Below are 19,235 nucleotides of genomic sequence, written 5' to 3' on the forward strand. Positions count from 1 at the left end.
GCGAGGCGGCACCGGGGACGAGCGGCCACGAGCGACCACGAGCGGCGCACGGGAGGTGAGACATGGGGCACGACCAGCGGCGGTTCTCCGGGGGGAGCCCCCGGCCGGGGCCCGGGGCGGGCCGGGAGCCGGACCCCGGTCAGCCGGCGGCCTCCCCCTCGCTCCCGCTCCAGGTCAACGCCCTCCAGGCGCTCTGCCGCCAGGTCTTCGGATTCCGGCTGGCGATGATCGCCCTGGCCGTCCCCTTCGCCCTCGCGGGCACCAGCCCCGGGCCCGCGAGCTGGCTGGTCGGGGCCGCCGTGCTGGTCACCTTCATGACCTCGTACGTCCTGCTGCGCGACTGGGAGCGGTTCGGGCCCGTCCTGCTGCGCCACCCCTGGCTGCTCGGCGCCGATATGGCCTTCGGGGCCCTGCTGCTGGTCACCGCGTCCCCGGACTCCACTCTCGCGTACGTCACCATCTGCACCCCCCTCCTCGCCGGGCTGATCTCCGGCTGGCGCGGCGCGGCCGTCTTCGCCGTGCTCCAGTCGCTGATCGTCGCGGGGGCGCACGCGGTCAACGACCAGACGGACGCGCGGTTCACCGCGCTGCTCCTCCCCGGGCTCTGTGTGCTCGCCGGGGCGCTGGGCAGCACCCTGCGGCGGCTGATGCTGGGGTTCGGCGCGGCCGGCCAGGCGCTCTCCGAGGCCCGGGCCCGGCTCGCGGTCGCCGGGGCCGTGGAGCGCGAGCGCGCCCGGCTCGCCCGGGAGATGCACGACTCGGTGGCCAAGACCCTGCACGGCCTGGCGCTCGCCGCCGACGGGCTCGCCCACTCCGCCGACCGGATGGACCCGGTGACCGTGCGGGACCGGGCCGAGCTGGTGGCGCGGGCGGCGCGGCGGGCAGCGGCCGAGTCCCGGGAGCTCCTCTCCGATCTGCGCCGCGAGTCGGGTCTCGACGGCGAGGGCGTCGACCTGCTGGCCGAGCTGCGCGCCCGTACGGAGGACTTCGCCCGTCGCGGCGGGGTACGGGCGGCCTTCCACCGGATCGGCCCGGCCCCGCCCGGCGTGCCGCCCGCCGTCGCCCGGCACGCGCTGACCATCGTGGCCGAGGCGATGGAGAACGCCCACCGCCACGGCGGCCCCGGGCGGGTGTCCGTCTCGGCGGGGGTGACCGGGGACCTCCTGCGGATCAGCGTGTACGACGACGGCCCCGGACTGCCGCCCGGCACCACGCTCCACGGACTGCGCCGCTCCGGCCACTTCGGGCTGGTCGGCATGGTGGAGCGGGCCGCGTCCATCGGCGCCCGGATACGGATCGGCCGGGGCCTGGCGGCACAGGGCACGGAGGTACGCCTCGAACTCCCCCTGGCCGCGCTGGACCGGCCGTCCCCGGTGACCGGCCGCGACCCCGCGCCCACGGCCGACCCCGCGCCACGCGGGCCCCCCGCCGGACCCTCCGCCGGGGGCACGCCCCCGTACCCGCGCTCCTCCATCGCCGGAGGGGCTTGACGCAGCCCCCGCGTCCACACGGTCCGCCGCCCGGCGGCCCGGCCCCGTTCCCCCTGTCCAAGCTGAGCCGAGACCCCGTCACCGTGTTCCGAGAGGAGGCCGCCATGCCGGACGACCACGACGTTCACCCCCCTGTCCCGGGGGCGCACCGGACCGTACCGCCGCATGCCCCACCGCCCAGGTCCCCGTACCCGCCGCCGACGAGAGTGCGGGTCGTCGTCGCCGACGACAATCCGGTCGTACGGGCGGGTCTGACCGCCCTGTTGCAGGGCCGGGCCGGTCTCGACGTGGTCGCGGAGGCGGCCGACGGGCGCGAGGCGTGCGAGGTGGTGGCCCGGCACCGGCCGGATGTGGTGCTGCTGGACGTCCGGATGCCCGGGACGGACGGTCTCGCGGCCCTGCCGTCACTGGTCCGGCTGGCGCCGGTGCTGATGATGACCTACAGCCGGGAGAGCGAGGTCGTCCACGAGGCGCTGCGGCTGGGCGCGGGCGGCTATCTGGTCCACGGCGAGTTCACCGCCGAGCAACTCGTCGCCGCCGTGCGGGACATCGAGGCGGGCGGGGCGCCGCTGTCGCGCTCGGCCGAGGGCGCGCTCCTGGCCGGGGTGCGCGGGGAGCCCCAGGGAGCCTCGGTCCGTCGGGGAGAGGGTTCGCGCACGGGTTTTTCTGCCCTGGTGAAAACATCTGCGAACGCACACACTGTGCCGGGAACCGCCGCAAAGGATCACTATATGACCCGCACATCTCCTGGATTGTGGCCCGATTCCCCTCTCCGGGAATGTGCTCAACGGTCTTCGCTTACGCAAGCGAATGTGGGACATTCATCGGTGGGGACCGGCGCGGCCGACGGGCTGCGGGGTGTGATCACCGAGCTGAGCCGGCGGGAGGTGGAGGTGATGGAGCTGATCGCGTCGGGTCTGACCAATCAGCAGATCGCCGCCTTCTGCTTCATCAGCCCGAAGACGGTCAAGAACCACATCAACCGGATCTTCGCCAAGCTGAACGCGGGCAGCCGGGGCGAGGCCATCGCCGTCTGGCACGGCCTCGCGCGCAGGGGGGCCGGCCCCTCATGAGCGGACCAGGATGGCGCGGACGGGCGGTCCAACGCCCGCACCGGAGACGGAGTTGGGCCCGAGGGCCCATTCCCGGCGGGGCGCTCGCGGCGTACATTTCTCACGCTGCCCTCCGGACCGGCCGAGTGAACGCGGTACCGGTGGGCCGCGCCATGCACTCGTACGAGCCGGCCGGCGCTCCCGCCACCGGCGCCGGAGGGGAAGCCCATGCCGAATGTGACGCTGAAGGCCGCGATCAGGGCCCGTCTGTTCATCGCGTCGCGGATGGCGGCAGCCGCACGGGCGGCACAGGACCGGCGCGAGGCGGGGCAGGGCTCCGTCGAGTACGTCGGAGTGATCGTCCTGGTGGCCGCGATCATCGCGGCACTCGTGGGTTCCGGAGTGGCGGACAGCATCGCCAACGGTCTGCGGGCCAGGGTCAGCGAGATCCTGGGCGGCGGTGGTGGCGGCGGCGAGTAGCCGCCGCGGACCGGAGCGCGCGTGAGGCAGGGCAGGCAGCCCCCATCTACATCGCGATGGTGGCGGGCCTGCTCTTTCTCGCGCTCGCGTTCTTCGCCGTGGGCCAGGCGGGCGCCACGCGCAACGGCGCCCAGTCCGGCGCGGACGCCGCCGCGCTGGCGGCGGCGCAGGAGTCCCGCGACAGCCTCGGCGAGGAGCTGACCGAGGGGATGTTCGATCCGGACTTCCTCCGGGACTTCCTGGGCGGCGGCGCCGAGGAGTCGTCCGGGTCCGGCTGCGCGGAGGCCGCCCGGCTCGCCCAGGCCAACGGCACCACGCTCCTCGGCGACGGCTGCGCCCCGCTGGACGACGGCCGCTGGGGCTACGCCGTCACCGTCGAGTCGGCACCGCTCGGCGACACCGTCCTGCCCGGCACCGAGGACGACCGCGCCGAGGCCACGGCCACCGCCGTGGTGGAGTCCCGCTGCACCTTCACGCCGTCCGAGGAGCCGCCGTCGTCACCCCCGCCCGGCGAGGGCGAGGGCGACGGCCCCGGCGAGGAGAACGGGGGCCAGGAGGGTGAGCCCTCCGTCCCGCCGGAGGAGGAACCGGTCTCGCCCGGCACGCTCTCCTGCGACGGTGAGTCCCTCACCATCGATCCGGAGCAGCCGGACCGGCTCCCTGACATGTCCGACCTCTTCACCGTCCGGCTGGACGGGGACTGACCGTCAGCGAACGCAAAGGAACAGCACTGATGAGAATTCGGCACGGAGCGCACGCCCAACGGGCAGTGACCGCGGTCCTCGTGGCGGCGGCGCTGTCGCTTTCCCTGACGGCCTGTGGCGGCGGGGACGGCGGCTCGGACGGCTCGGAGGGGTCGGACAAGAAGAACACCGGGGCCGCGACCACTCCGCGGCAGCCCGGACAGCCCGACGAGGGCGAGGGCACCACCGAGCCGCAGAGCGAGGAACCGCTGGCCGTGATCGACGGCAGCAACGGATTCCAGTTCACCATCCGCAGCGCGGTCCGGGACGCGGGCGGCTTCCTCACGGTCTCCGGCGCTCTGAAGAACAACGCGAGCAAGCAGCAGATCGCGCCCATCCAGTGGAATGGACAGGAGAGTCACGTCAAGAAGACCGGCCCCTCGCTGGGAGGGATGACGCTGGTGGACAAGTCGGACAAGAAGCGCTACTACGTCCTCCGTGACACCGACGGCTATCCGCTCACCACCACCGGCCTGAGCGCACTCGACGCGGGCCAGAGCGTCGACTTCTTCGCCCAGTTCCCGGCGCCCCCCAAGGGGACGGAGTCGGTCGATGTGCAGATCCCGCTCATGCCCAGCGCCTCGATCGAGATCAGCTGATGGACGCCATGACCACGACCGCGCGGCGGCGAACGCGCACGGCGGGCCGGCGGCCGGCCGCCGTGTCGCTGGCGGTGGTGCTGCTGCTCACCGGGTTCCACCTCGACTCCGCCTCGGCGTCGCCCGGCTCCGGTGCGCCGGCCGTCGACGACCCCAGCGTGCCGCCGGGCACCGAGCCGGTCTCCACGGCGCCGGAGATCGACGGTGACAACCCCGGGCTGAGGATGCGCGACGGCGCCACCCTGGCCCAGTCGCGGGTGCTGGACATCGTCTCCATCGTCGAGACCGAGGGCGGGGAGGAGCGCCGTGAGGAGACCCAGGTGTCCCTGAAGTTCGCGCTCCAGGCCGAGGTGCTGTTCGGCAAGGACAGCGCGGAGCTGACCTCCCGGGCCAGCGGACGGATCGCGGCCATCGCGGCGGAGATCAAGAAGCACAACGGCCGGAAGATCCGGGTCTTCGGCTTCACCGACAACCTCGGTACGTACCAGCACGGCCGGGTGCTCTCCAGGAAGCGCGCCGACGCCGTCCACGGGCTGCTCAGCGATCAGTTGAACGACCCCGCGGTCTCCTACGAGGTCCGCGGCTACAGCGAGGACTACCCGATCGCCGAGAACTCCACCGAGGAGGGCCGCCGCAAGAACCGCCGGGTGGAGGTCTCCTTCCCCACCGGCGGCGCCAACTGACCGATGGGACCGGTCCGATAAGATGTAACAGCCCGCAATTGTGACGCCAGCTATACGTGACACGGTCGGCCCGCAGTACGCTGCGGGCCGACTGTCGAACGAGTGGGCTGAGGGGCGCGCGGATGAGGCGGGGCAGGACGGCGACGGCCGGCCGGGTGGTGGCACGGGCCGGGGCGCTGCGGGCCGGGATCGTCCTCGGGACCGTCTGCGCGCTTCTCCAGTCCGCCGTCACCTCCGCCGGGGCCTCGGCGGTGAGCTGGACCTCCGCGTACCGCACCGACCCGAAGGCGCAGGCCGTCCGGGGCAGTACCGACGCGGGCACCCCCGGCCCCCGGCTCAGCCGGGGCACCTACACGGACACCATCTCGGCGGGGCAGCGGAAGTTCTACCGGGTGGAGCTGGACGACACGTCGAACGCCTATGTCTCCGCCGTGCTCGCCCCGCCCGCCGGCCGAGGGGTCGCCGCCACGGACGGGATACGGGTCTCGCTGCGGTCCGCCGACGGCGCCGAGTGCAGCGTCACCAATGACATCACCTTCGGCGGTGCCACCTCGCTGCCCACCGCCGACTACTCGACCCGGCGCATCGGGCGCGGCCGGGAGTGCCAGACCGCGGGCGACTATCTCTACTCCGTCGAGTGGATCGGCCGCGCCGGCGGCTCGAACGCCAGGGGCTGGACCGTCGAGCTGAAGTACATGACCGAGCCGGGGCTCAAGGGCGGGGGCACCGGGCCGAGCGCGCCGGCCACCTGGCACTCGCACACACCCGATCATGTGACGGGAGCGGCGAAGGGGGTCACCGGGGGGTCCGGGTTCAATGACGCGTCGCCGGTGGCGCACGGGGTGTGGAAGGACTCGCTGGGGCCCGGGCAGAGCCGGTTCTACAAGGTTCCGGTGGACTGGGGGCAGCAGCTCTTCGTGGACGCGGAGTTCGGCGGGGTGTCCGCCGGGCAGGCGGCGGCCGTGAACAAGGGGGTGCGGGTCACCGTCTTCAACACCGCCCGGGGTTTCGTCGAGGACAACGGGGCCCACTATCTGGGCCGGCCGGCCAAGGTCTCGCTCGCCACCGTGCCGGCCGCCTATGCCAACCGGGTCATCGACGAGGACGACACCAGCGCGATGCGCTTCTCGGGCGTCTACTACATCCGGGTCGCGCTCGACCGGAAGGTCGCCCGGTCGGTGCCGGTGACCCTGCGGGTGGGGGTCGAGGGGGAGCGCCAGCGGGGCCCGGCCTATCTGAGCGACCCGGTCGCGAACGGGTTCGGCATCAGCGAGGAGGACCGGGAGGACGCCCTGGGGGAGGACGACGAGACCCGCGAGACGCTGATGACCGTCGTCGGCTTCACCGGGATCGGGCTGGGGTCCGCGCTGGTGCTCGGACTGCTCTGCTGGACGGGGGCGGTGCGGCTCGGTCTCGGTCGCGGCAGGGGGCGGCACGCGTCCCCGCCCGCGCACTAGGTCGTCTCTTTCGGATCGTGCCGGGCTCGCGAGCCCCGGTGCCGCGCCCCGCCGCGTTGTCGCCGGTCGCCGGCGCTCCGCGTGGGCTCCCTCCTCCGCCTCGCGATCCACGGCACCGGACCCCGCTCACCGATCCGGCCCGATCCGAAAGAAACTCCCTGGGTCAGGGCTGCTCGATCCTGAGCAGGGCGCCCCGGGTGATGCCCCACGCGGCCATGGCTCCGCCCCGGGCCTCCAGGGCGTAGCGGGCCCGCAGCCGGGGGCGGCCGAGGCGGCCGGGCGGGAGGGTGTGGAGGTCCAGGACGCGCAGGCGCTGGTCGAGGTAGGCGACGTCGATGGTGAAGCGCATGCCCAGGGTGTGGATGCCGCTGCACGGGGCGAGCAGGATCGCGCCCTCCACGGTGTCGCGGCCCAGCAGCCCGCGCCGCCGGGTGCGGTGGCTCGCCGCGATCTCCAGCACCACCGGGCCGCCGCGCCCCCCGATCCACAACTCGGCTTCCCCGTCCCGCCATTCCCGCGATCGCCTCATCCCCCGACGGTACGCCCCTCCCGACGGCGTGGGGGTGGCCGTGCGCCCCGGGAATCCCGGGCATTCTCAGCCCGCCCGGCACCCCCGGCCCGTCTGGGGGTACCTCCCGGAGGCAGCTCTGGGGGAGTTCGCGGACGGACCCTGTGCCGCAGGTGGCCCGCGCATTCCGGCCTGTCCGGTGTTCGGGCACAGCCCATGTGCCACAGGTGACCCGCACAAATCCGGCCCGTCCGGCACCTCCGGCCCGTCTTGGGGTGCCTCCCGGTGGCAGTTCTGGGGGAGTCTGCGGACGGACCCTGTGCGCCAGGACCCCACACCCCGCGCGCCACGGCCGGAACCCACCCCACCCCCCAACCCTCCCCTCCCCTCCCTGGGCCCCCCGGGCCCAAGACCGGGTGGGCGCCCGCCGCCTAGCCTCGAAGGCGTGGACGTCACGCTGATCCCCGTCGCCGCCCTGTGGGGCACCACCACAGGTCTGCTCGTCCCCCGCGCCGCCTTCCGGCTCTCCGTCGAGCCGGAGGAGACCTGGCGGGACACCTGCCCCTCCGGCCACCCCTTCACCGGGCCCGCGCGAGGCTGGCTCGGCGGCCCCCGGTGCGCGCCCTGCGCCCGCCCCGCCCCGCCCGGCGCGGCAGCCGTCCCCGTGGTGACCGCGCTCGTCTGCGCGGCGCTCGCCGCCGCCACCGGACCCCGCCCCGAACTCGCCGTCTGGCTCCTGCTGGTCCCCTTCGCCGTGCTGCTCGCCCTCGTCGACCGGCGGGTCCACCGGCTCCCCGACCGTCTCACCCTCCCGCTGGCCGCCGCCGCTGCCCTGCTCCTGGGGCCGGTCTCGCTGCTGCCCGGCGCGGCGGGCTCCTGGCCGGCGGCGCTCCTGGGCGGTCTGACCCTGGGCGCCGCCTACTTGCTGCTCTTTCTGATCCACCCCGGCGGCCTCGGCTTCGGCGATGTGAAACTGGCCCTCTCGCTCGGTGTCGTCCTCGGCTGGCACGGCTGGCCGGCCCTCTTCGCGGGGGCGTTCGCGGGGTTCCTGTTCGGTTCGCTGTACGGAGCGGGGCTGATGCTCCTGGGCCGCGCGGGCCGCCGGTCGGTGATCCCCTTCGGCCCGTTCATGACCGCAGGCGCCTTCGCCGGGGTGCTGCTGGGAGCCCTCTCCGCCACCACCTGAACCCAGGCCCCCGGGACACGCCCCCGGCTGACGCGCCGAGCCCTCCTCACCCCCGTCTAGAGTCCGGATGTATGCGGACATTTTCTGACAGCCTGACGGTGCGGCGCGCGCTGCCCCCCGGGCCCCCCGGGCCCGCCGCCCCGGAACCCGGATCACGCCCCGCCACCCGCCGCCCCGCCGCCCTCCTCCCCTGGAGCTGGGCGGCGGTCCTCTTCGCGCTCTACACCACCGTCGCCGTACGCCGCCACACCCTCCTCCGCACCACCGGCTACGACCTCGGCATCTTCGAACAGGCCGTCCGCGCCTACGCCCGACTCCGCGCCCCTGTCGTCCCGTTGCGCGGCGAGGGCTTCAACCTCCTCGGCGACCACTTCCACCCCGCGCTCGCCCTCCTCGCCCCCCTCTACCGCGTCTGGCCCTCCCCCCTCTGTCTGCTCACCGCCCAGTCCGCGCTGCTCGCCGTCGCCGTCGTCCCGCTCGTGACCTGGGCCCGGAGCACCCTGGGATGCCGAGCGGCCCATGCCGTCGCGCTCTGCTACGGACTGAGCTGGGGCATCGCGTCGGCCGCCGCCTTCGACTTCCACGAGGTCGCGCTCGCCGTCCCGCTGCTCTCCTGTGCCGCCGTCGCGCTCGGGCGGCGGCGCTGGCGCGCGGCCGTCGCCTGGGCGGCACCCCTCGTACTGATCAAGGAGGATCTGGGGCTCACCCTCGCCGCCGTCGGCTGTGTCATGGCCTGGAAGGGCCCCCGCCGCCTCGGCGCCCTCACCGCCGGCGCCGGAGTCCTCGCCTCCGCGATCGAGATCAAGGTGCTGCTGCCCGCCTTCCACCCGGCGGGCGGCTACGCCCACGGCGGCAACCTCGGCGAGGGCGCCCACGCCTCCCTCCTCGCCACCGTCGTCCTCGGCCCGCTGGACGCGCTCCGGCCGGACATCAAGGCCATGACCCTGATCCTGGTCTTCGCGCCCGCCGCGCTGCTCGCCCTGCGCTCCCCGCTCGCACTGCTCACCGCCCCCACCCTGGCCTGGCGGATGCTCTCGCAGAACGGCTTCCACTGGGGCACGTCCTTCCACTACAGCGCCGTGCTGATGCCCGTGGTCATCGCCGGGCTCATCGACGCGCTGGGCCCCTGGCGCAGGGGCGGACATCCGCTGGGCGCCCGCCACGTCAGGGCCTCGCTGGCCACCGCCCTCGCGGTGACGCTCGTGATGCTGCCGTCGTTCCCGCTGGCCCAGCTCGCCCAGCGGGCCACCTGGCGCACCACCGCCCATGTCGAGGCGGCCCGCGCCCTGCTGGCGCGCATCCCCGACGGCGCGTCCGTCGCCGCGTCCAACCGGCTGGTGCCCCAGCTCACCTCCCGCTGCGACGTGGTGCTCTTCCCGGCCTTCCCCGTCGACGCCCGGCTCTACGCGTACCACCGGAAGAGGCTGCCGCGCCCGACCGCCGAGTGGATCGTCCACGACAGCCGGGCGCCCGAGGCCTGGCCGTACCGCACGGGCCACTGGCCCTATCCCCCCGAGCAGCAGGCCGCCGAACTGGCCGCCGCCCAGCGCTCGTACGGCTACCGGCGCGTCGCCGTACGGGACGGCATCACCCTGCTGCGGCTGCGGCCGGCCGGCTGACCGCGCCGCGGCCGGCGTCACGCGCCGACCGCAGAACGGAGAGAGAGGCCGCTCCCTGTCCGCATGGGGCCGGGCCCGAGGCGGGCCGGGGAGGGTGGTCTACTGGCGGGATCATCAGTGCTGACGATCCCGGAGGGTGGCCGTGACCAGGATCAGGCCGGCGTACCAGTGCGGTCTCGACGCGGCGATGGATGTTGTCGGGGGCAAGTGGAAGGCGCTCATCCTGTGGGCGCTGCACGACGCCGGGACCCTGCGCTTCGGGGAGCTGCGGCGGGCGGTGGCCGGTGTCAGCGAGAAGATGCTGATCCAGCAGCTCCGGGAGCTGGAGTCGGACGGTGTCGTCCACCGCGAGGTCCACCGGGAGGTCCCGCCGCGCGTCGAGTACTCGCTCACCGCGCTGGGGGAGGCCCTGAACACCGCGCTGCTGCCGCTGGGGCTCTGGGGCGAGACCCATATGGAGGAGATCATCGCCCGCAGGACGAAGGACTCCGCCCCGGCCTCCGGCTCCACGGCCTGAGCATCCCCCTGCCGGCCCTGCCAGCCCTGCCAGCCCTGCCCGTTTCGCCGACCCGCCGGCCCTGCCCACGGCCACCCCGCCCGGCCGCCCGCGCGCTGCCGGGCCAGAGCCCGCAGCACCCCCCGCGCCGGTCGTGCCCGCCCCGGCCCGCCCCGGTGGCGGCCGTCAACCCCGCGCACCGCGGCCGGGGTCCCTCTTCGGGGGTACGGGCCCGGGGACACGCCCGGCCCGCCGGCTCTCCGTCCCCGGCGCCGAGGCCGCCGATCCCGGGCCCGAGAGGCCCGGAACCCCCGGGATCACGGGCCCCGGGCCGGTGCTCTTTGGCCATTCGCGCCCGCCGCGACACGCGGTCGCCTCCCGGTGGCGCGCACCACGACCTGCGACGCGTTATGGTGGAAACCCCCCCTCGGGCCGGTCCGTATCCCCCCCCACGGACCGGCCCGGTTTCTTTTCCGGCCCGGGGGCCGGCGCCATCGGGCTCCGGGCGCCGCCCGGCCTCAGCCCCGCTTGGCCCAGATGTTCGCGCCCTCGGTGTCCACCGCGAAGACATCGATCTCCGTCAGCTCGTCCGCGCTCAGCGGTGCCCCCGCCAGCGCCGCGACATTCTCCTCCAGCTGCCGCACGCTCGAAGCGCCGATCAGCGCGGAGGTCATCCGCGGGTCCCGCAGCACCCAGCTCAGCGCCAGCTGCGCCAGCGACTGCCCGCGCCGCTCCGCGATGGCGTTCAGCCCGTTCAGCCGCCGCACGACCTCCTCCGAGAGCAGCCCCGGGTCCAGCGACTTCCCCTGGGTGGCCCGCGAGCCCTCCGGGATGCCGTGCAGATACTTCCCGGTGAGCACTCCCTGCGCCAGCGGCACATAGGCGATGCACCCCATGCCCGCCGTCTCCAGGGTGTCCAGCAGCCCGTCGTCCTCGGTCCAGCGGTTGATCATCGAGTACGAGGGCTGGTGGATCAGGGCCGGCACCCCCATCTCCCGCAGCAGCCGCGCCGCCTCGGCCGTCTGCTCCGAGTTGTAGGACGACACACCGGCGTACAGCGCCTTGCCCTGCCGTACCGCCGTGGCCAGCGCGCCCATCGTCTCCTCCAGCGGAGTCTCCGGGTCGAAGCGGTGGGAGTAGAAGATGTCCACGTACTCCAGCCCCATCCGCTTCAGCGAGGCGTCGAGGGAGGACAGCAGATATTTCCGCGAGCCCCACTCGCCGTAGGGGCCCGGGTGCATCAGATAGCCGGCCTTGGTGGAGATGATCAGCTCATCGCGGTGGCGGGCGAAATCCTGCGCGAAGAGCTTGCCGAAGTTCAGCTCGGCCGAGCCGGGAGGCGGGCCGTAGTTGTTCGCCAGATCGAAATGGGTGACCCCCAGATCGAAGGCCCGGCGCAGGATCGCGCGCTGCGCGTCGAGGGTCCGGTCGTCACCGAAGTTGTGCCAGAGGCCGAGGGAGATCGCCGGGAGGCGCAGCCCTGAACGGCCGGTGCGCCGGTACTCCATGGTGTCGTACCGGTCGGCCGCAGCGAGGTATACAGAGGGATCAGTCACACCTCCCTCTTTATCACGGACTTGTGACAGACCGGGTTGGGCCGGTCTGTCCCTTCCGCAGTAGTGTGGCCGTTTCAGGGATGGCGCCACGGCGCCGGAGACCGCCGTACATCTCCGGCCGGACCGCACCATCCGGTGCGCCGGTCCACCGGCGCGCCGGCCGCGGTTCCGCCCGCGAGCGCGGCCCCGGCTCCGGGCCGCGCCCCCGAGCCGCGCCCCGGCCCCGGGCGTCCGGGGCGGGCGACCCGGCCTCCCGGCCGGAACGGCGAGCCGGGGCGACCGAGCCGAGACAACCGAGCCGAGACAACCGAGGTGGACTCCGTGAACCTGCGTGACCTGGTGTACCGGCTCTACGCCCGCAGGGTGGAAGGCCGGCTCGACCACGCCCAGGTGCCCAAGCACATCGGAGTCATCCTGGACGGCAACCGCCGCTGGGCCAAGGCGTCCGGCAGCTCCACCGAGGCGGGCCACAAGGCCGGCGCCAGCAAGATCCAGGAGCTGCTGGGATGGTGCGCCGAGACCGAGGTCGAGGTGGTCACCCTCTGGATGCTCTCCACCGACAACCTCGACCGGCCCGAGCGGGAACTGCGCCCCCTCCTCGGCATCATCGAGGACGCCGTGCGCGCGCTCGCCGCCGACGGCCGCTGGCGGGTCCACCACGTCGGCACGCTCGACCTGCTGCCCGCCCGCACCCAGACCGTGCTGAAGGAGGCCGAGCAGGCCACCCTCGGCCACACCGGGATACTCGTCAATGTCGCGGTCGGCTACGGCGGCCGGCAGGAGATCGCGGACGCGGTCAGCTCCCTGCTGATGGAGTACGCCGACAAGGGCACCACCGTCGCGGAACTGGCCGGAATCGTCGATGTCGAGCACATCTCCCGGCACCTCTACACCAGCGGTCAGCCCGACCCCGATCTGGTCATCCGCACCAGCGGGGAGCAGCGTCTCTCGGGGTTCATGCTCTGGCAGAGCGCCCACTCGGAGTACTACTTCTGCGAGGTGTTCTGGCCCGCCTTCCGCAAGGTCGACTTCCTCAGAGCACTCCGTGATTACGCGGCCCGCCACCGCCGCTACGGCGGCTGAGCAGCACGTCACCACAGCCGATCACCCTCTGTTCATCCAGTCGTAGCCCCACGCCGTGGCATGGCGGCGGGTGTTCGAGGGAATATCCCTTCCAGGTCGACGTCCGATCCACGAACGTCGTATCTCAGTGAGTGGCGCTGTCCACTCACCCGGGAGGCCCTTTGCACACGAAGGAACGCACCCCCTGTGCGGACCACGCGGAGGGCCGGCGCTCGGCCCACGCATCGTGGCCTGAAGCCCGGCTTCTCCCCCCGCCTCCGGCGGGGAGGTCCCCCGCGCCCTGCGGCGGGGAGACCATCTGGCCCGCGACGGCGTCGCACCGCCGACCTCATCCGAGGGGGTACGTCCTTCCGTGGTGAACAGCACAAAGCGCCGGCTGCCCGACAGGCGCACTTATGTTCTCGACACCAGCGTCCTGCTGGCCGACCCGAACGCCCCGACCCGGTTCGACGAGCACGAGGTCGTGCTCCCGATCGTGGTCATCACGGAACTGGAGGCCAAGAGGCACCATCCGGAACTGGGTTACTTCGCCCGCCAGGCGCTGCGCCTGCTGGACGACTTCCGTATCCGGTACGGACGCCTTGACGCCCCCATTCCCCTGGGCGACCTCGGCGGCACCCTCAGGGTCGAGCTCAACCACTCCGACCCCGCTCTGCTTCCGGCCGGGTTCCGACTGGGTGACAACGACTCACGGATTCTGGCGGTGGCGAGGAACCTCCAGGCCGAGGGGTACGACGTCACCGTCGTCTCCAAGGACCTGCCGCTGCGCATCAAGGCCTCGTCCGTCGGTCTGCTGGCCGAGGAGTACCGCGCGGAGCTGGCCATCACCGACTCCGGCTGGACCGGGATGTCGGAGCTGACGCTCTCCGCCGAACAGGTGGACCTGCTCTACAGCGAGGAGAGGGTGTACGCCCCGGAGGCGGACGGGCTCCCGGTGCACACCGGGCTGGTCCTCCAGTCCGAGCGCGGCAGGGCGCTGGGCCGCGTCACCGCCGACGGCAGCGTACGGCTGGTGCGCGGCGACCGGGAGGCGTTCGGGATTCACGGCCGCAGCGCCGAGCAGCGGGTCGCGCTCGATCTGCTGCTCGACCCCGAGGTCGGCATCGTCTCCCTCGGCGGCCGGGCCGGCACCGGCAAGTCGGCGCTCGCGCTCTGCGCGGGCCTGGAGGCGGTGCTGGAGCGCCAGCAGCACCAGAAGGTGATGGTCTTCCGGCCGCTGTACGCGGTGGGCGGGCAGGAGCTGGGCTATCTCCCCGGCACCGAGGCCGAGAAGATGAGCCCCTGGGCCCAGGCGGTCTTCGACACCCTCTCCGCGGTCGCGGGCCGGGAGGTGATCGAGGAGGTGCTCGGGCGCGGGATGCTCGAAGTCCTCCCGCTCACCCATATCCGGGGCCGCTCCCTCCACGACGCCTTCGTCATCGTCGACGAGGCGCAGTCCCTGGAGCGCAATGTCCTGCTGACGGTGCTCTCCCGGGTCGGCGCCAACTCCCGGGTCGTTCTCACCCACGATGTGGCACAGCGGGACAATCTCCGCGTGGGGCGGTACGACGGAGTCGTCGCCGTGGTCGAGAAGCTGAAGGGCCATCCGCTCTTCGCGCATGTGACCCTCACCCGGTCCGAGCGTTCGCAGATCGCCGCACTGGTGACCGAAATGCTGGAGGACGTCCAGATCTGATGCGGTGGAAGGACTGGCGACGCCGCCCCTGGAGCGCAGAAGCGTACTGGGGCGGCGTCGTGTTGTGCGGCTCTTTCCAGGGACCTCCACACCCAAACGAGTGTGATCTATCCCACGTATCGAAGAATTGCCTTGCGGTGGCCGGTTCCGGCAGAGTCTTGCTTCCGTCAGGCCCCGCACACGACAGAACAACCCCACCGCCGGTGCACCGTACCGGTGAAACAATTCAAGACCTGCCGTCGTGTGCCGCCCGCAAGCTGTTTCGGCCACTCCCGCAGCGGAGTTGACCACGGGCCAGCGCCTCCTGTGACCCAACGCAGTGGGAGGCCCGTGCCAGGGGCACGATTCGCCCGCAGGGTCACCTGCGCGGGTGATGCTGGAAGGAAATCGTGTGAGCCGGATCTCGGTCCGGGGATTCGCCGTGGCGTCAGCCACCGCGGTCACCACCGTCGGAGCCGTCGTAGGCGTCGCGTCGGGCAGTGCTCAGCCCGCGAACGACAACCTGGAGACGGCCGCCGCCGACGCGACCCTCCTCGCCGATATACCCATGGGTCAGCAGGCCCAGGTGCAGGTCGCGTCCATCGCGGAACAGGCCAGTGCCCAGGCCGCCGTCGCCGACGCCGCCGCCAAGAAGGCCGCTGAGGAGGACGCCCGCCACCAGGCCGCCAAGACCGCGAAGGCGAAGAAGGAAGCCGCCGACGCGAAGGCCGAGCAGGAGCGCCTGGCCGAGGAGAAGGCCGCCAAGGAGAAGGCGGAGCGGGAGAAGAAGGAGAAGGAGGAGCGGGCCAGCCGTGCCGCTGCCCGCGACACCGTCGGCACCGCCTCCGCTTCCGCCCCCGCGAAGGGCTCCTACACGGTCGCCGAGGTCCAGGCCATCGCCCGGGGGATCATCCCCGCCGGACAGTTCCAGTGCTTCAGCAACATCGTGCAGCGCGAGTCCACCTGGAACTACAAGGCGGAGAACCCGTCCTCGGGTGCGTACGGACTGGTCCAGGCGCTGCCCGCCACCAAGATGGCGACCGCCGGCGCGGACTGGCGGACCAACCCCGCCACCCAGATCAAGTGGGGCCTCAACTACATGAACGAGCGGTACGACAGCCCTTGTGGCGCCTGGTCGTTCTGGCAGGCCAACCGCTGGTACTAGGACCTTCCGTTTGGATCTTGCTGGGCTCGCGTGCCCTGGCACCGCGCCTCGTCGCGTCATCGGAGCCCTCCACCGTTTCCCCGGTGGAGGGCTCCGATGCGTGTACCGTCGTCGGGAGTTCATGGGGGAAGAGGAAGAAACATGGCGAAACTGCCGGGCTGGCTCTCCGACATCGGATCGGGGCTCAGCCGGATATCCGAGCGGCTCGACGAACGCCGCGCCGACACCGGCGAGGACGACGAGCGCGGGCGGCACGGCGCGTCCGACGGGACGGACGGCGCCGCGCCGCTCAGTGTCCCCGCGCCTCCCGCGTACGCGCCCGATGTGCCCGCCCGCCCGGAGCCCGTCACCGTCATCCCCTGGGGCATCCGCGTCGCGGCCGAGGCCGGCTGGCGGCTGCTGGTGCTGGCGGGCACGCTCTGGGTGCTGATGCGCGTGATCAGCGCCGTGCAGCTCGTGGTGCTCGCCTTTGTCTCCGCGCTGCTGATCACCGCACTGCTCCAGCCGACCGTGGCCCGGCTGCGGCGGCTCGGACTGCCGCGCGGGCTCGCCACGGCGGTGACGGCGGTCTCCGGGTTCGTCGTCATGGGCCTGGTCGGCTGGTTCGTCGTCTGGCAGGTGATGGACAACCTCGACAACCTGTCCGAGCGGGTCAGGGACGGTATCGGGGAGCTGGAGCGATGGCTGCTGGACAGCCCCTTCCATGTCACCGAGAGCCAGATCAACGGCATCGCCAAGAACCTCAGCGACACCATCTCCACCAACACCCAGGAGATCACCTCCGCCGGGCTCCAGGGCGTCACGGTGATGGTGGAGTTCCTCACCGGCCTGCTGCTGGCGATGTTCTCCACGCTCTTCCTGCTCCACGACGGGAAGCGCATCTGGCACTGGACCCTCAAGCTGGTCCCCACCCAGGCCCGCGCCGGGGTCGCCGGGGCCGGGCCGCGCGCCTGGCGGACCCTGACCGCCTATGTGCGCGGCACGGTGATCGTCGCGCTGATCGATGCCATCTTCATCGGTCTGGGCATCTACATCCTCGATGTCCCGATGGCCGTGCCCCTCGCCGTCTTCATCTTCCTCTTCGCCTTCATCCCGCTGGTCGGCGCGGTCATGTCGGGCGCGCTCGCGGTGGTGGTCGCGCTGGTCACCCAGGGGGTGTTCACGGCGCTGATGGTGCTGGTCGTGGTGCTCGCCGTGCAGCAGATCGAGGGGCATGTGCTCCAGCCCTTCATCCTGGGCCGGGCGGTCCGGGTCCACCCCCTCGCGGTCGTTCTCGCGGTGGCGGTGGGCGGGGTGACCGCCGGGATCGGCGGCGCGGTGGTGGCCGTACCGCTGGTGGCGGTCGTCAACACGGTCGTCGGCTATCTCCGGGCGTACAGCAGGGAACAGGCGCTGAACGCCGTCGCCGCCCGGCCGCCGGAGCCCTCCGACCCCGCTCCCGCTCCCGCCACCGCCATGGCCGCCGTGCCCGCCCCGCCGCCGGGGCCGCGGGAATGATCTCCGACCTCGAACTGATCGGCGAGGACGGGGAGCCGGTGCGCCGCGCCGGGTCCCCGGGCCGCCCCGCTCCCGGCCGCGACCCCGGCGGGGACCACGACCACGACCGCGACCACGACCCCGGGGAGCCCGCCGGCGCGCCCCGCCGCACGCCGCCCCGGGCCTGGCTCTGGGCGCTCGGCGGTGCCGTGGCCGCCTCGGCGGTCTGGGCGGGCGGGCTCTGGGCGTACACCTCGCGCGCACCGGACCTCCAGGGCTACCGGGCCAGCGGCAACCTCTGCGAGGACGCGGCCATGCCGGAGCTGACCTCCCTCTACGGGCAGAAGACGGGGGCGGAGGAGAGCGGGCGCGAGGACCCGGCGATGGACAGGGCGCACTGCTGGTTCAGCTTCGGCGGCCAGGGGAACGGCGACCCGGCGATGGAGATGACCGGCAGCGGCTCGATCACCTACACCCTGCACAAGCGGACCGACCCGGAGCCGCAGTTCGACGCGTCCGTCGCCGCCGAGGAGCTGAACGAGAGCGAGGACCACGAGCTGGTCCCGGTCGGGGGACTCGGCGAGCGCGCCTTCTTCGTCCAGAGCGTCGACAAGGACGTACCGTCCCTCCACGTGCTGGACGGACGGGCGACGATCAGCATGCGCATCTCCTCGCCGCGAGGGGCGGACGGGGAACTGCGCCCGGCGGATGTCGCACGGCTGGAGCCGCTGGTGAAGGACGACATGGCGGCGCTGATGGAGCGGCTCCAGAGCTCCGGGGCCGAAGAGGGCTGACGCCGGGACCGAGAAGGCCCCGCCGCGTGTCGCGGCGGGGCCTTCGTCCGGTACCGCGCCGTTACGGCGCGAGCACGGCCTCGGCGTCGAGGGTCGTGCCCACGGCGGTCACCACAGAGGCGATCTTGAACGCCTCCTGGATGACATCCCGCTCGACCCCGGCCTTGCGGAGGACCTGCTCATGCGAGTCCAGGCACTGGCCACAGCCGTTGACGGCGGAGACGGCGAGCGACCACAGCTCGAAGTCGACCTTCTCCACGCCCGGGTTGCCGATGACATTCATCCGCAGCCCGGCGCGCAGGGTGCCGTACTCCGGGTCGGAGAGCAGATGCCGGGTCCGGTAGAACACATTGTTCATGGCCATGACGGCGGCGGCTGCCTTGGCGGCGGTGTACGCCTCCGGCGTCAGGTTCGCCTTCGCCTCGGGCTCCAGCTCCCGCAGCGCGATCGGGCTGCGCGAGGCGATGGCCGTGGCGAGGACGGTGCCCCACAGCTGCTGCTGCGAGAGCTTGTCGTTGTTGCCTATGACCGAGCCGAGGTTCAGCTTCAGATCCTTGGCGTACTCCGGCAGGGCGGACTTCAGCGCGTCGAGGGACATGGGTCACTCACCGGCCAGCAGCGCGACCGGGTCCAGGGTGGTCTCGCCCTTGGTCCAGTTGCACGGGCACAGCTCGTCGGTCTGGAGCGCGTCCAGCACCCGCAGGACCTCCTTGGGGTTCCGGCCCACGGAACCGGCGGTCACCATGGTGAACTGGATCTCGTTGTTCGGGTCCACGATGAAGACGGCCCGCTGCGCGAAGCCGTCCGCACCCTCGATGCCCAGGTCGCGCATCAGCTCGTGCTTCGAGTCGGCCAGCATCGGGAAGGGCAGGTCACGCAGGTCGGCGTGGTCCTTGCGCCAGGCGTGGTGCACGAACTCGGAGTCACCGGAGAACCCGAGGACCTGGGCGTCACGGTCGGCGAACTCGTCGTTCAGCTTGCCGAACGCGGCGATCTCGGTCGGGCAGACGAAGGTGAAGTCCTTCGGCCACGCGAAGACGACCTTCCACTTGCCCTCGTAGGACTTGTGGTTGATGACCTCGAACTCCTTGCCGGTCTCCAGGGAGACGCAGGCGGTGAGCTCGAAGGTGGGGAACTGGTCGCCGACAGTCAGCACGGTGTTACTCCAGGGTGTGCGTGAGGGTTTGGACAAAT

19 protein-coding genes are annotated in these 19,235 nt (G+C 72.6%); 15 read left to right on the forward strand and 4 right to left on the reverse strand.

Going from position 1 to position 19,235, the window contains the following annotated elements; genetic code table 11:
* Positions 1 to 62: 62 nt before the first annotated feature.
* The 7 genes from ABT122_RS07930 to ABT122_RS07960 all read left to right on the forward strand — a co-directional run bounded on the left by ABT122_RS07930 (position 63) and on the right by ABT122_RS07960 (position 6,504).
* Positions 63 to 1,490 carry a sensor histidine kinase gene (locus ABT122_RS07930; protein WP_351547043.1) on the forward strand — a complete coding sequence of 476 codons (1,428 nt, stop codon included), beginning with the start codon at positions 63 to 65 and terminating at the stop codon, positions 1,488 to 1,490.
* 104 nt (positions 1,491 to 1,594) lie between these two features.
* Positions 1,595 to 2,563, forward strand: a complete 969-nt coding sequence (locus tag ABT122_RS07935; protein WP_351547046.1) for a response regulator — start codon at positions 1,595 to 1,597, stop codon at positions 2,561 to 2,563.
* Positions 2,564 to 2,770: 207 nt separating this feature from the next.
* Positions 2,771 to 3,022 carry a hypothetical protein gene (locus tag ABT122_RS07940; protein WP_351547144.1) on the forward strand — a complete coding sequence of 84 codons (252 nt, stop codon included), beginning with the start codon at positions 2,771 to 2,773 and terminating at the stop codon, positions 3,020 to 3,022.
* Positions 3,023 to 3,078: 56 nt separating this feature from the next.
* A complete protein-coding gene (locus ABT122_RS07945; RefSeq protein WP_502976113.1) occupies positions 3,079 to 3,726 on the forward strand; it encodes a pilus assembly protein TadG-related protein in 648 nt (215 codons plus the stop codon).
* A gap of 29 nt (positions 3,727 to 3,755) precedes the next feature.
* A complete protein-coding gene (locus tag ABT122_RS07950; RefSeq protein ID WP_351547049.1) occupies positions 3,756 to 4,364 on the forward strand; it encodes a hypothetical protein in 609 nt (202 codons plus the stop codon).
* A gap of 8 nt (positions 4,365 to 4,372) precedes the next feature.
* Positions 4,373 to 5,047, forward strand: a complete 675-nt coding sequence (locus tag ABT122_RS07955; protein ID WP_351547052.1) for an OmpA family protein — start codon at positions 4,373 to 4,375, stop codon at positions 5,045 to 5,047.
* A 122-nt stretch (positions 5,048 to 5,169) separates the two neighbouring features.
* Positions 5,170 to 6,504 carry a hypothetical protein gene (locus ABT122_RS07960; protein ID WP_351547055.1) on the forward strand — a complete coding sequence of 445 codons (1,335 nt, stop codon included), beginning with the start codon at positions 5,170 to 5,172 and terminating at the stop codon, positions 6,502 to 6,504.
* 163 nt (positions 6,505 to 6,667) lie between these two features.
* Here ABT122_RS07960 and ABT122_RS07965 read toward each other — a convergent pair whose 3' ends face one another.
* Positions 6,668 to 7,033, reverse strand: coding sequence for a DUF192 domain-containing protein (locus ABT122_RS07965; RefSeq protein WP_351547058.1), 366 nt, complete (start codon positions 7,031 to 7,033; stop codon positions 6,668 to 6,670).
* 424 nt (positions 7,034 to 7,457) lie between these two features.
* Between ABT122_RS07965 and ABT122_RS07970 the strand changes: the two genes are divergently transcribed.
* The 3 genes from ABT122_RS07970 (at position 7,458) to ABT122_RS07980 (ending at position 10,334) form a co-directional block, all read left to right on the forward strand.
* Positions 7,458 to 8,198, forward strand: coding sequence for a prepilin peptidase (locus tag ABT122_RS07970; RefSeq protein WP_351547061.1), 741 nt, complete (start codon positions 7,458 to 7,460; stop codon positions 8,196 to 8,198).
* 71 nt (positions 8,199 to 8,269) lie between these two features.
* Positions 8,270 to 9,817, forward strand: a complete 1,548-nt coding sequence (locus ABT122_RS07975) for a DUF2079 domain-containing protein (RefSeq protein ID WP_351547064.1) — start codon at positions 8,270 to 8,272, stop codon at positions 9,815 to 9,817.
* A gap of 187 nt (positions 9,818 to 10,004) precedes the next feature.
* Positions 10,005 to 10,334 carry a winged helix-turn-helix transcriptional regulator gene (locus tag ABT122_RS07980; protein WP_351547147.1) on the forward strand — a complete coding sequence of 110 codons (330 nt, stop codon included), beginning with the start codon at positions 10,005 to 10,007 and terminating at the stop codon, positions 10,332 to 10,334.
* Between the two features lie 497 nt (positions 10,335 to 10,831).
* Here the strand turns inward: ABT122_RS07980 and mgrA are convergent, their stop codons facing one another.
* Positions 10,832 to 11,869, reverse strand: a complete 1,038-nt coding sequence (mgrA, locus tag ABT122_RS07985; protein WP_351547067.1) for an L-glyceraldehyde 3-phosphate reductase — start codon at positions 11,867 to 11,869, stop codon at positions 10,832 to 10,834.
* A 321-nt stretch (positions 11,870 to 12,190) separates the two neighbouring features.
* Here mgrA and ABT122_RS07990 point away from each other — a divergent pair, with 321 nt between their 5' ends.
* The 5 genes from ABT122_RS07990 (at position 12,191) to ABT122_RS08010 (ending at position 18,041) form a co-directional block, all read left to right on the forward strand.
* A complete protein-coding gene (locus tag ABT122_RS07990) occupies positions 12,191 to 12,952 on the forward strand; it encodes an isoprenyl transferase (RefSeq protein ID WP_351547070.1) in 762 nt (253 codons plus the stop codon).
* Between the two features lie 352 nt (positions 12,953 to 13,304).
* On the forward strand, positions 13,305 to 14,627 hold the full coding sequence (gene phoH2 / locus ABT122_RS07995; RefSeq protein WP_351547073.1) for an RNA 5'-3' helicase PhoH2: 1,323 nt from the start codon (positions 13,305 to 13,307) through the stop codon (positions 14,625 to 14,627).
* A gap of 391 nt (positions 14,628 to 15,018) precedes the next feature.
* A complete protein-coding gene (locus ABT122_RS08000; protein WP_351547076.1) occupies positions 15,019 to 15,771 on the forward strand; it encodes an aggregation-promoting factor C-terminal-like domain-containing protein in 753 nt (250 codons plus the stop codon).
* A gap of 141 nt (positions 15,772 to 15,912) precedes the next feature.
* Positions 15,913 to 17,268 (forward strand): AI-2E family transporter, encoded by a 1,356-nt coding sequence (locus ABT122_RS08005; RefSeq protein ID WP_351547079.1) that lies wholly within the window; start codon positions 15,913 to 15,915, stop codon positions 17,266 to 17,268.
* Positions 17,265 to 18,041 (forward strand): hypothetical protein, encoded by a 777-nt coding sequence (locus ABT122_RS08010; RefSeq protein WP_351547082.1) that lies wholly within the window; start codon positions 17,265 to 17,267, stop codon positions 18,039 to 18,041. Before ABT122_RS08005 ends, ABT122_RS08010 begins: the two co-directional genes overlap by 4 nt.
* A gap of 61 nt (positions 18,042 to 18,102) precedes the next feature.
* Here the strand turns inward: ABT122_RS08010 and ABT122_RS08015 are convergent, their stop codons facing one another.
* Together ABT122_RS08015 and ABT122_RS08020 are read right to left on the reverse strand one after the other, a co-directional pair.
* On the reverse strand, positions 18,103 to 18,639 hold the full coding sequence (locus ABT122_RS08015) for an alkyl hydroperoxide reductase (protein WP_351547085.1): 537 nt from the start codon (positions 18,637 to 18,639) through the stop codon (positions 18,103 to 18,105).
* Positions 18,640 to 18,642: 3 nt separating this feature from the next.
* Positions 18,643 to 19,197: a peroxiredoxin gene (locus ABT122_RS08020; RefSeq protein ID WP_347729811.1), complete on the reverse strand. Its 555-nt coding sequence runs from the start codon at positions 19,195 to 19,197 to the stop codon at positions 18,643 to 18,645.
* Positions 19,198 to 19,235 lie beyond the last annotated feature (38 nt).

It is taken from the genome of Streptomyces sp. NPDC001985 (assembly GCF_040296845.1).
In the GTDB taxonomy this organism is placed as follows: Bacteria; Actinomycetota; Actinomycetes; order Streptomycetales; family Streptomycetaceae; genus Streptomyces.

Excerpts from the sequence above, each read along its gene's own strand:
- ABT122_RS07960 (WP_351547055.1), top strand. The coding sequence starts at position 5,170 with ATGAGGCGGGGCAGGACGGCGACGGCCGGCCGGGTGGTGGCACGGGCC.
- ABT122_RS07950 (WP_351547049.1), top strand. The coding sequence starts at position 3,756 with ATGAGAATTCGGCACGGAGCGCACGCCCAACGGGCAGTGACCGCGGTC.
- ABT122_RS07940 (WP_351547144.1), top strand. The coding sequence starts at position 2,771 with ATGCCGAATGTGACGCTGAAGGCCGCGATCAGGGCCCGTCTGTTCATC.
- ABT122_RS07945 (WP_502976113.1), top strand. The coding sequence starts at position 3,079 with ATGGTGGCGGGCCTGCTCTTTCTCGCGCTCGCGTTCTTCGCCGTGGGC.
- ABT122_RS08005 (WP_351547079.1), top strand. The coding sequence starts at position 15,913 with ATGGCGAAACTGCCGGGCTGGCTCTCCGACATCGGATCGGGGCTCAGC.
- ABT122_RS07935 (WP_351547046.1), top strand. The coding sequence starts at position 1,595 with ATGCCGGACGACCACGACGTTCACCCCCCTGTCCCGGGGGCGCACCGG.
- ABT122_RS07955 (WP_351547052.1), top strand. The coding sequence starts at position 4,373 with ATGACCACGACCGCGCGGCGGCGAACGCGCACGGCGGGCCGGCGGCCG.
- ABT122_RS07930 (WP_351547043.1), top strand. The coding sequence starts at position 63 with ATGGGGCACGACCAGCGGCGGTTCTCCGGGGGGAGCCCCCGGCCGGGG.
- ABT122_RS07965 (WP_351547058.1), bottom strand. The coding sequence starts at position 7,033 with ATGAGGCGATCGCGGGAATGGCGGGACGGGGAAGCCGAGTTGTGGATC.
- ABT122_RS07975 (WP_351547064.1), top strand. The coding sequence starts at position 8,270 with ATGCGGACATTTTCTGACAGCCTGACGGTGCGGCGCGCGCTGCCCCCC.
- ABT122_RS08015 (WP_351547085.1), bottom strand. The coding sequence starts at position 18,639 with ATGTCCCTCGACGCGCTGAAGTCCGCCCTGCCGGAGTACGCCAAGGAT.
- ABT122_RS08010 (WP_351547082.1), top strand. The coding sequence starts at position 17,265 with ATGATCTCCGACCTCGAACTGATCGGCGAGGACGGGGAGCCGGTGCGC.
- ABT122_RS07980 (WP_351547147.1), top strand. The coding sequence starts at position 10,005 with ATGGATGTTGTCGGGGGCAAGTGGAAGGCGCTCATCCTGTGGGCGCTG.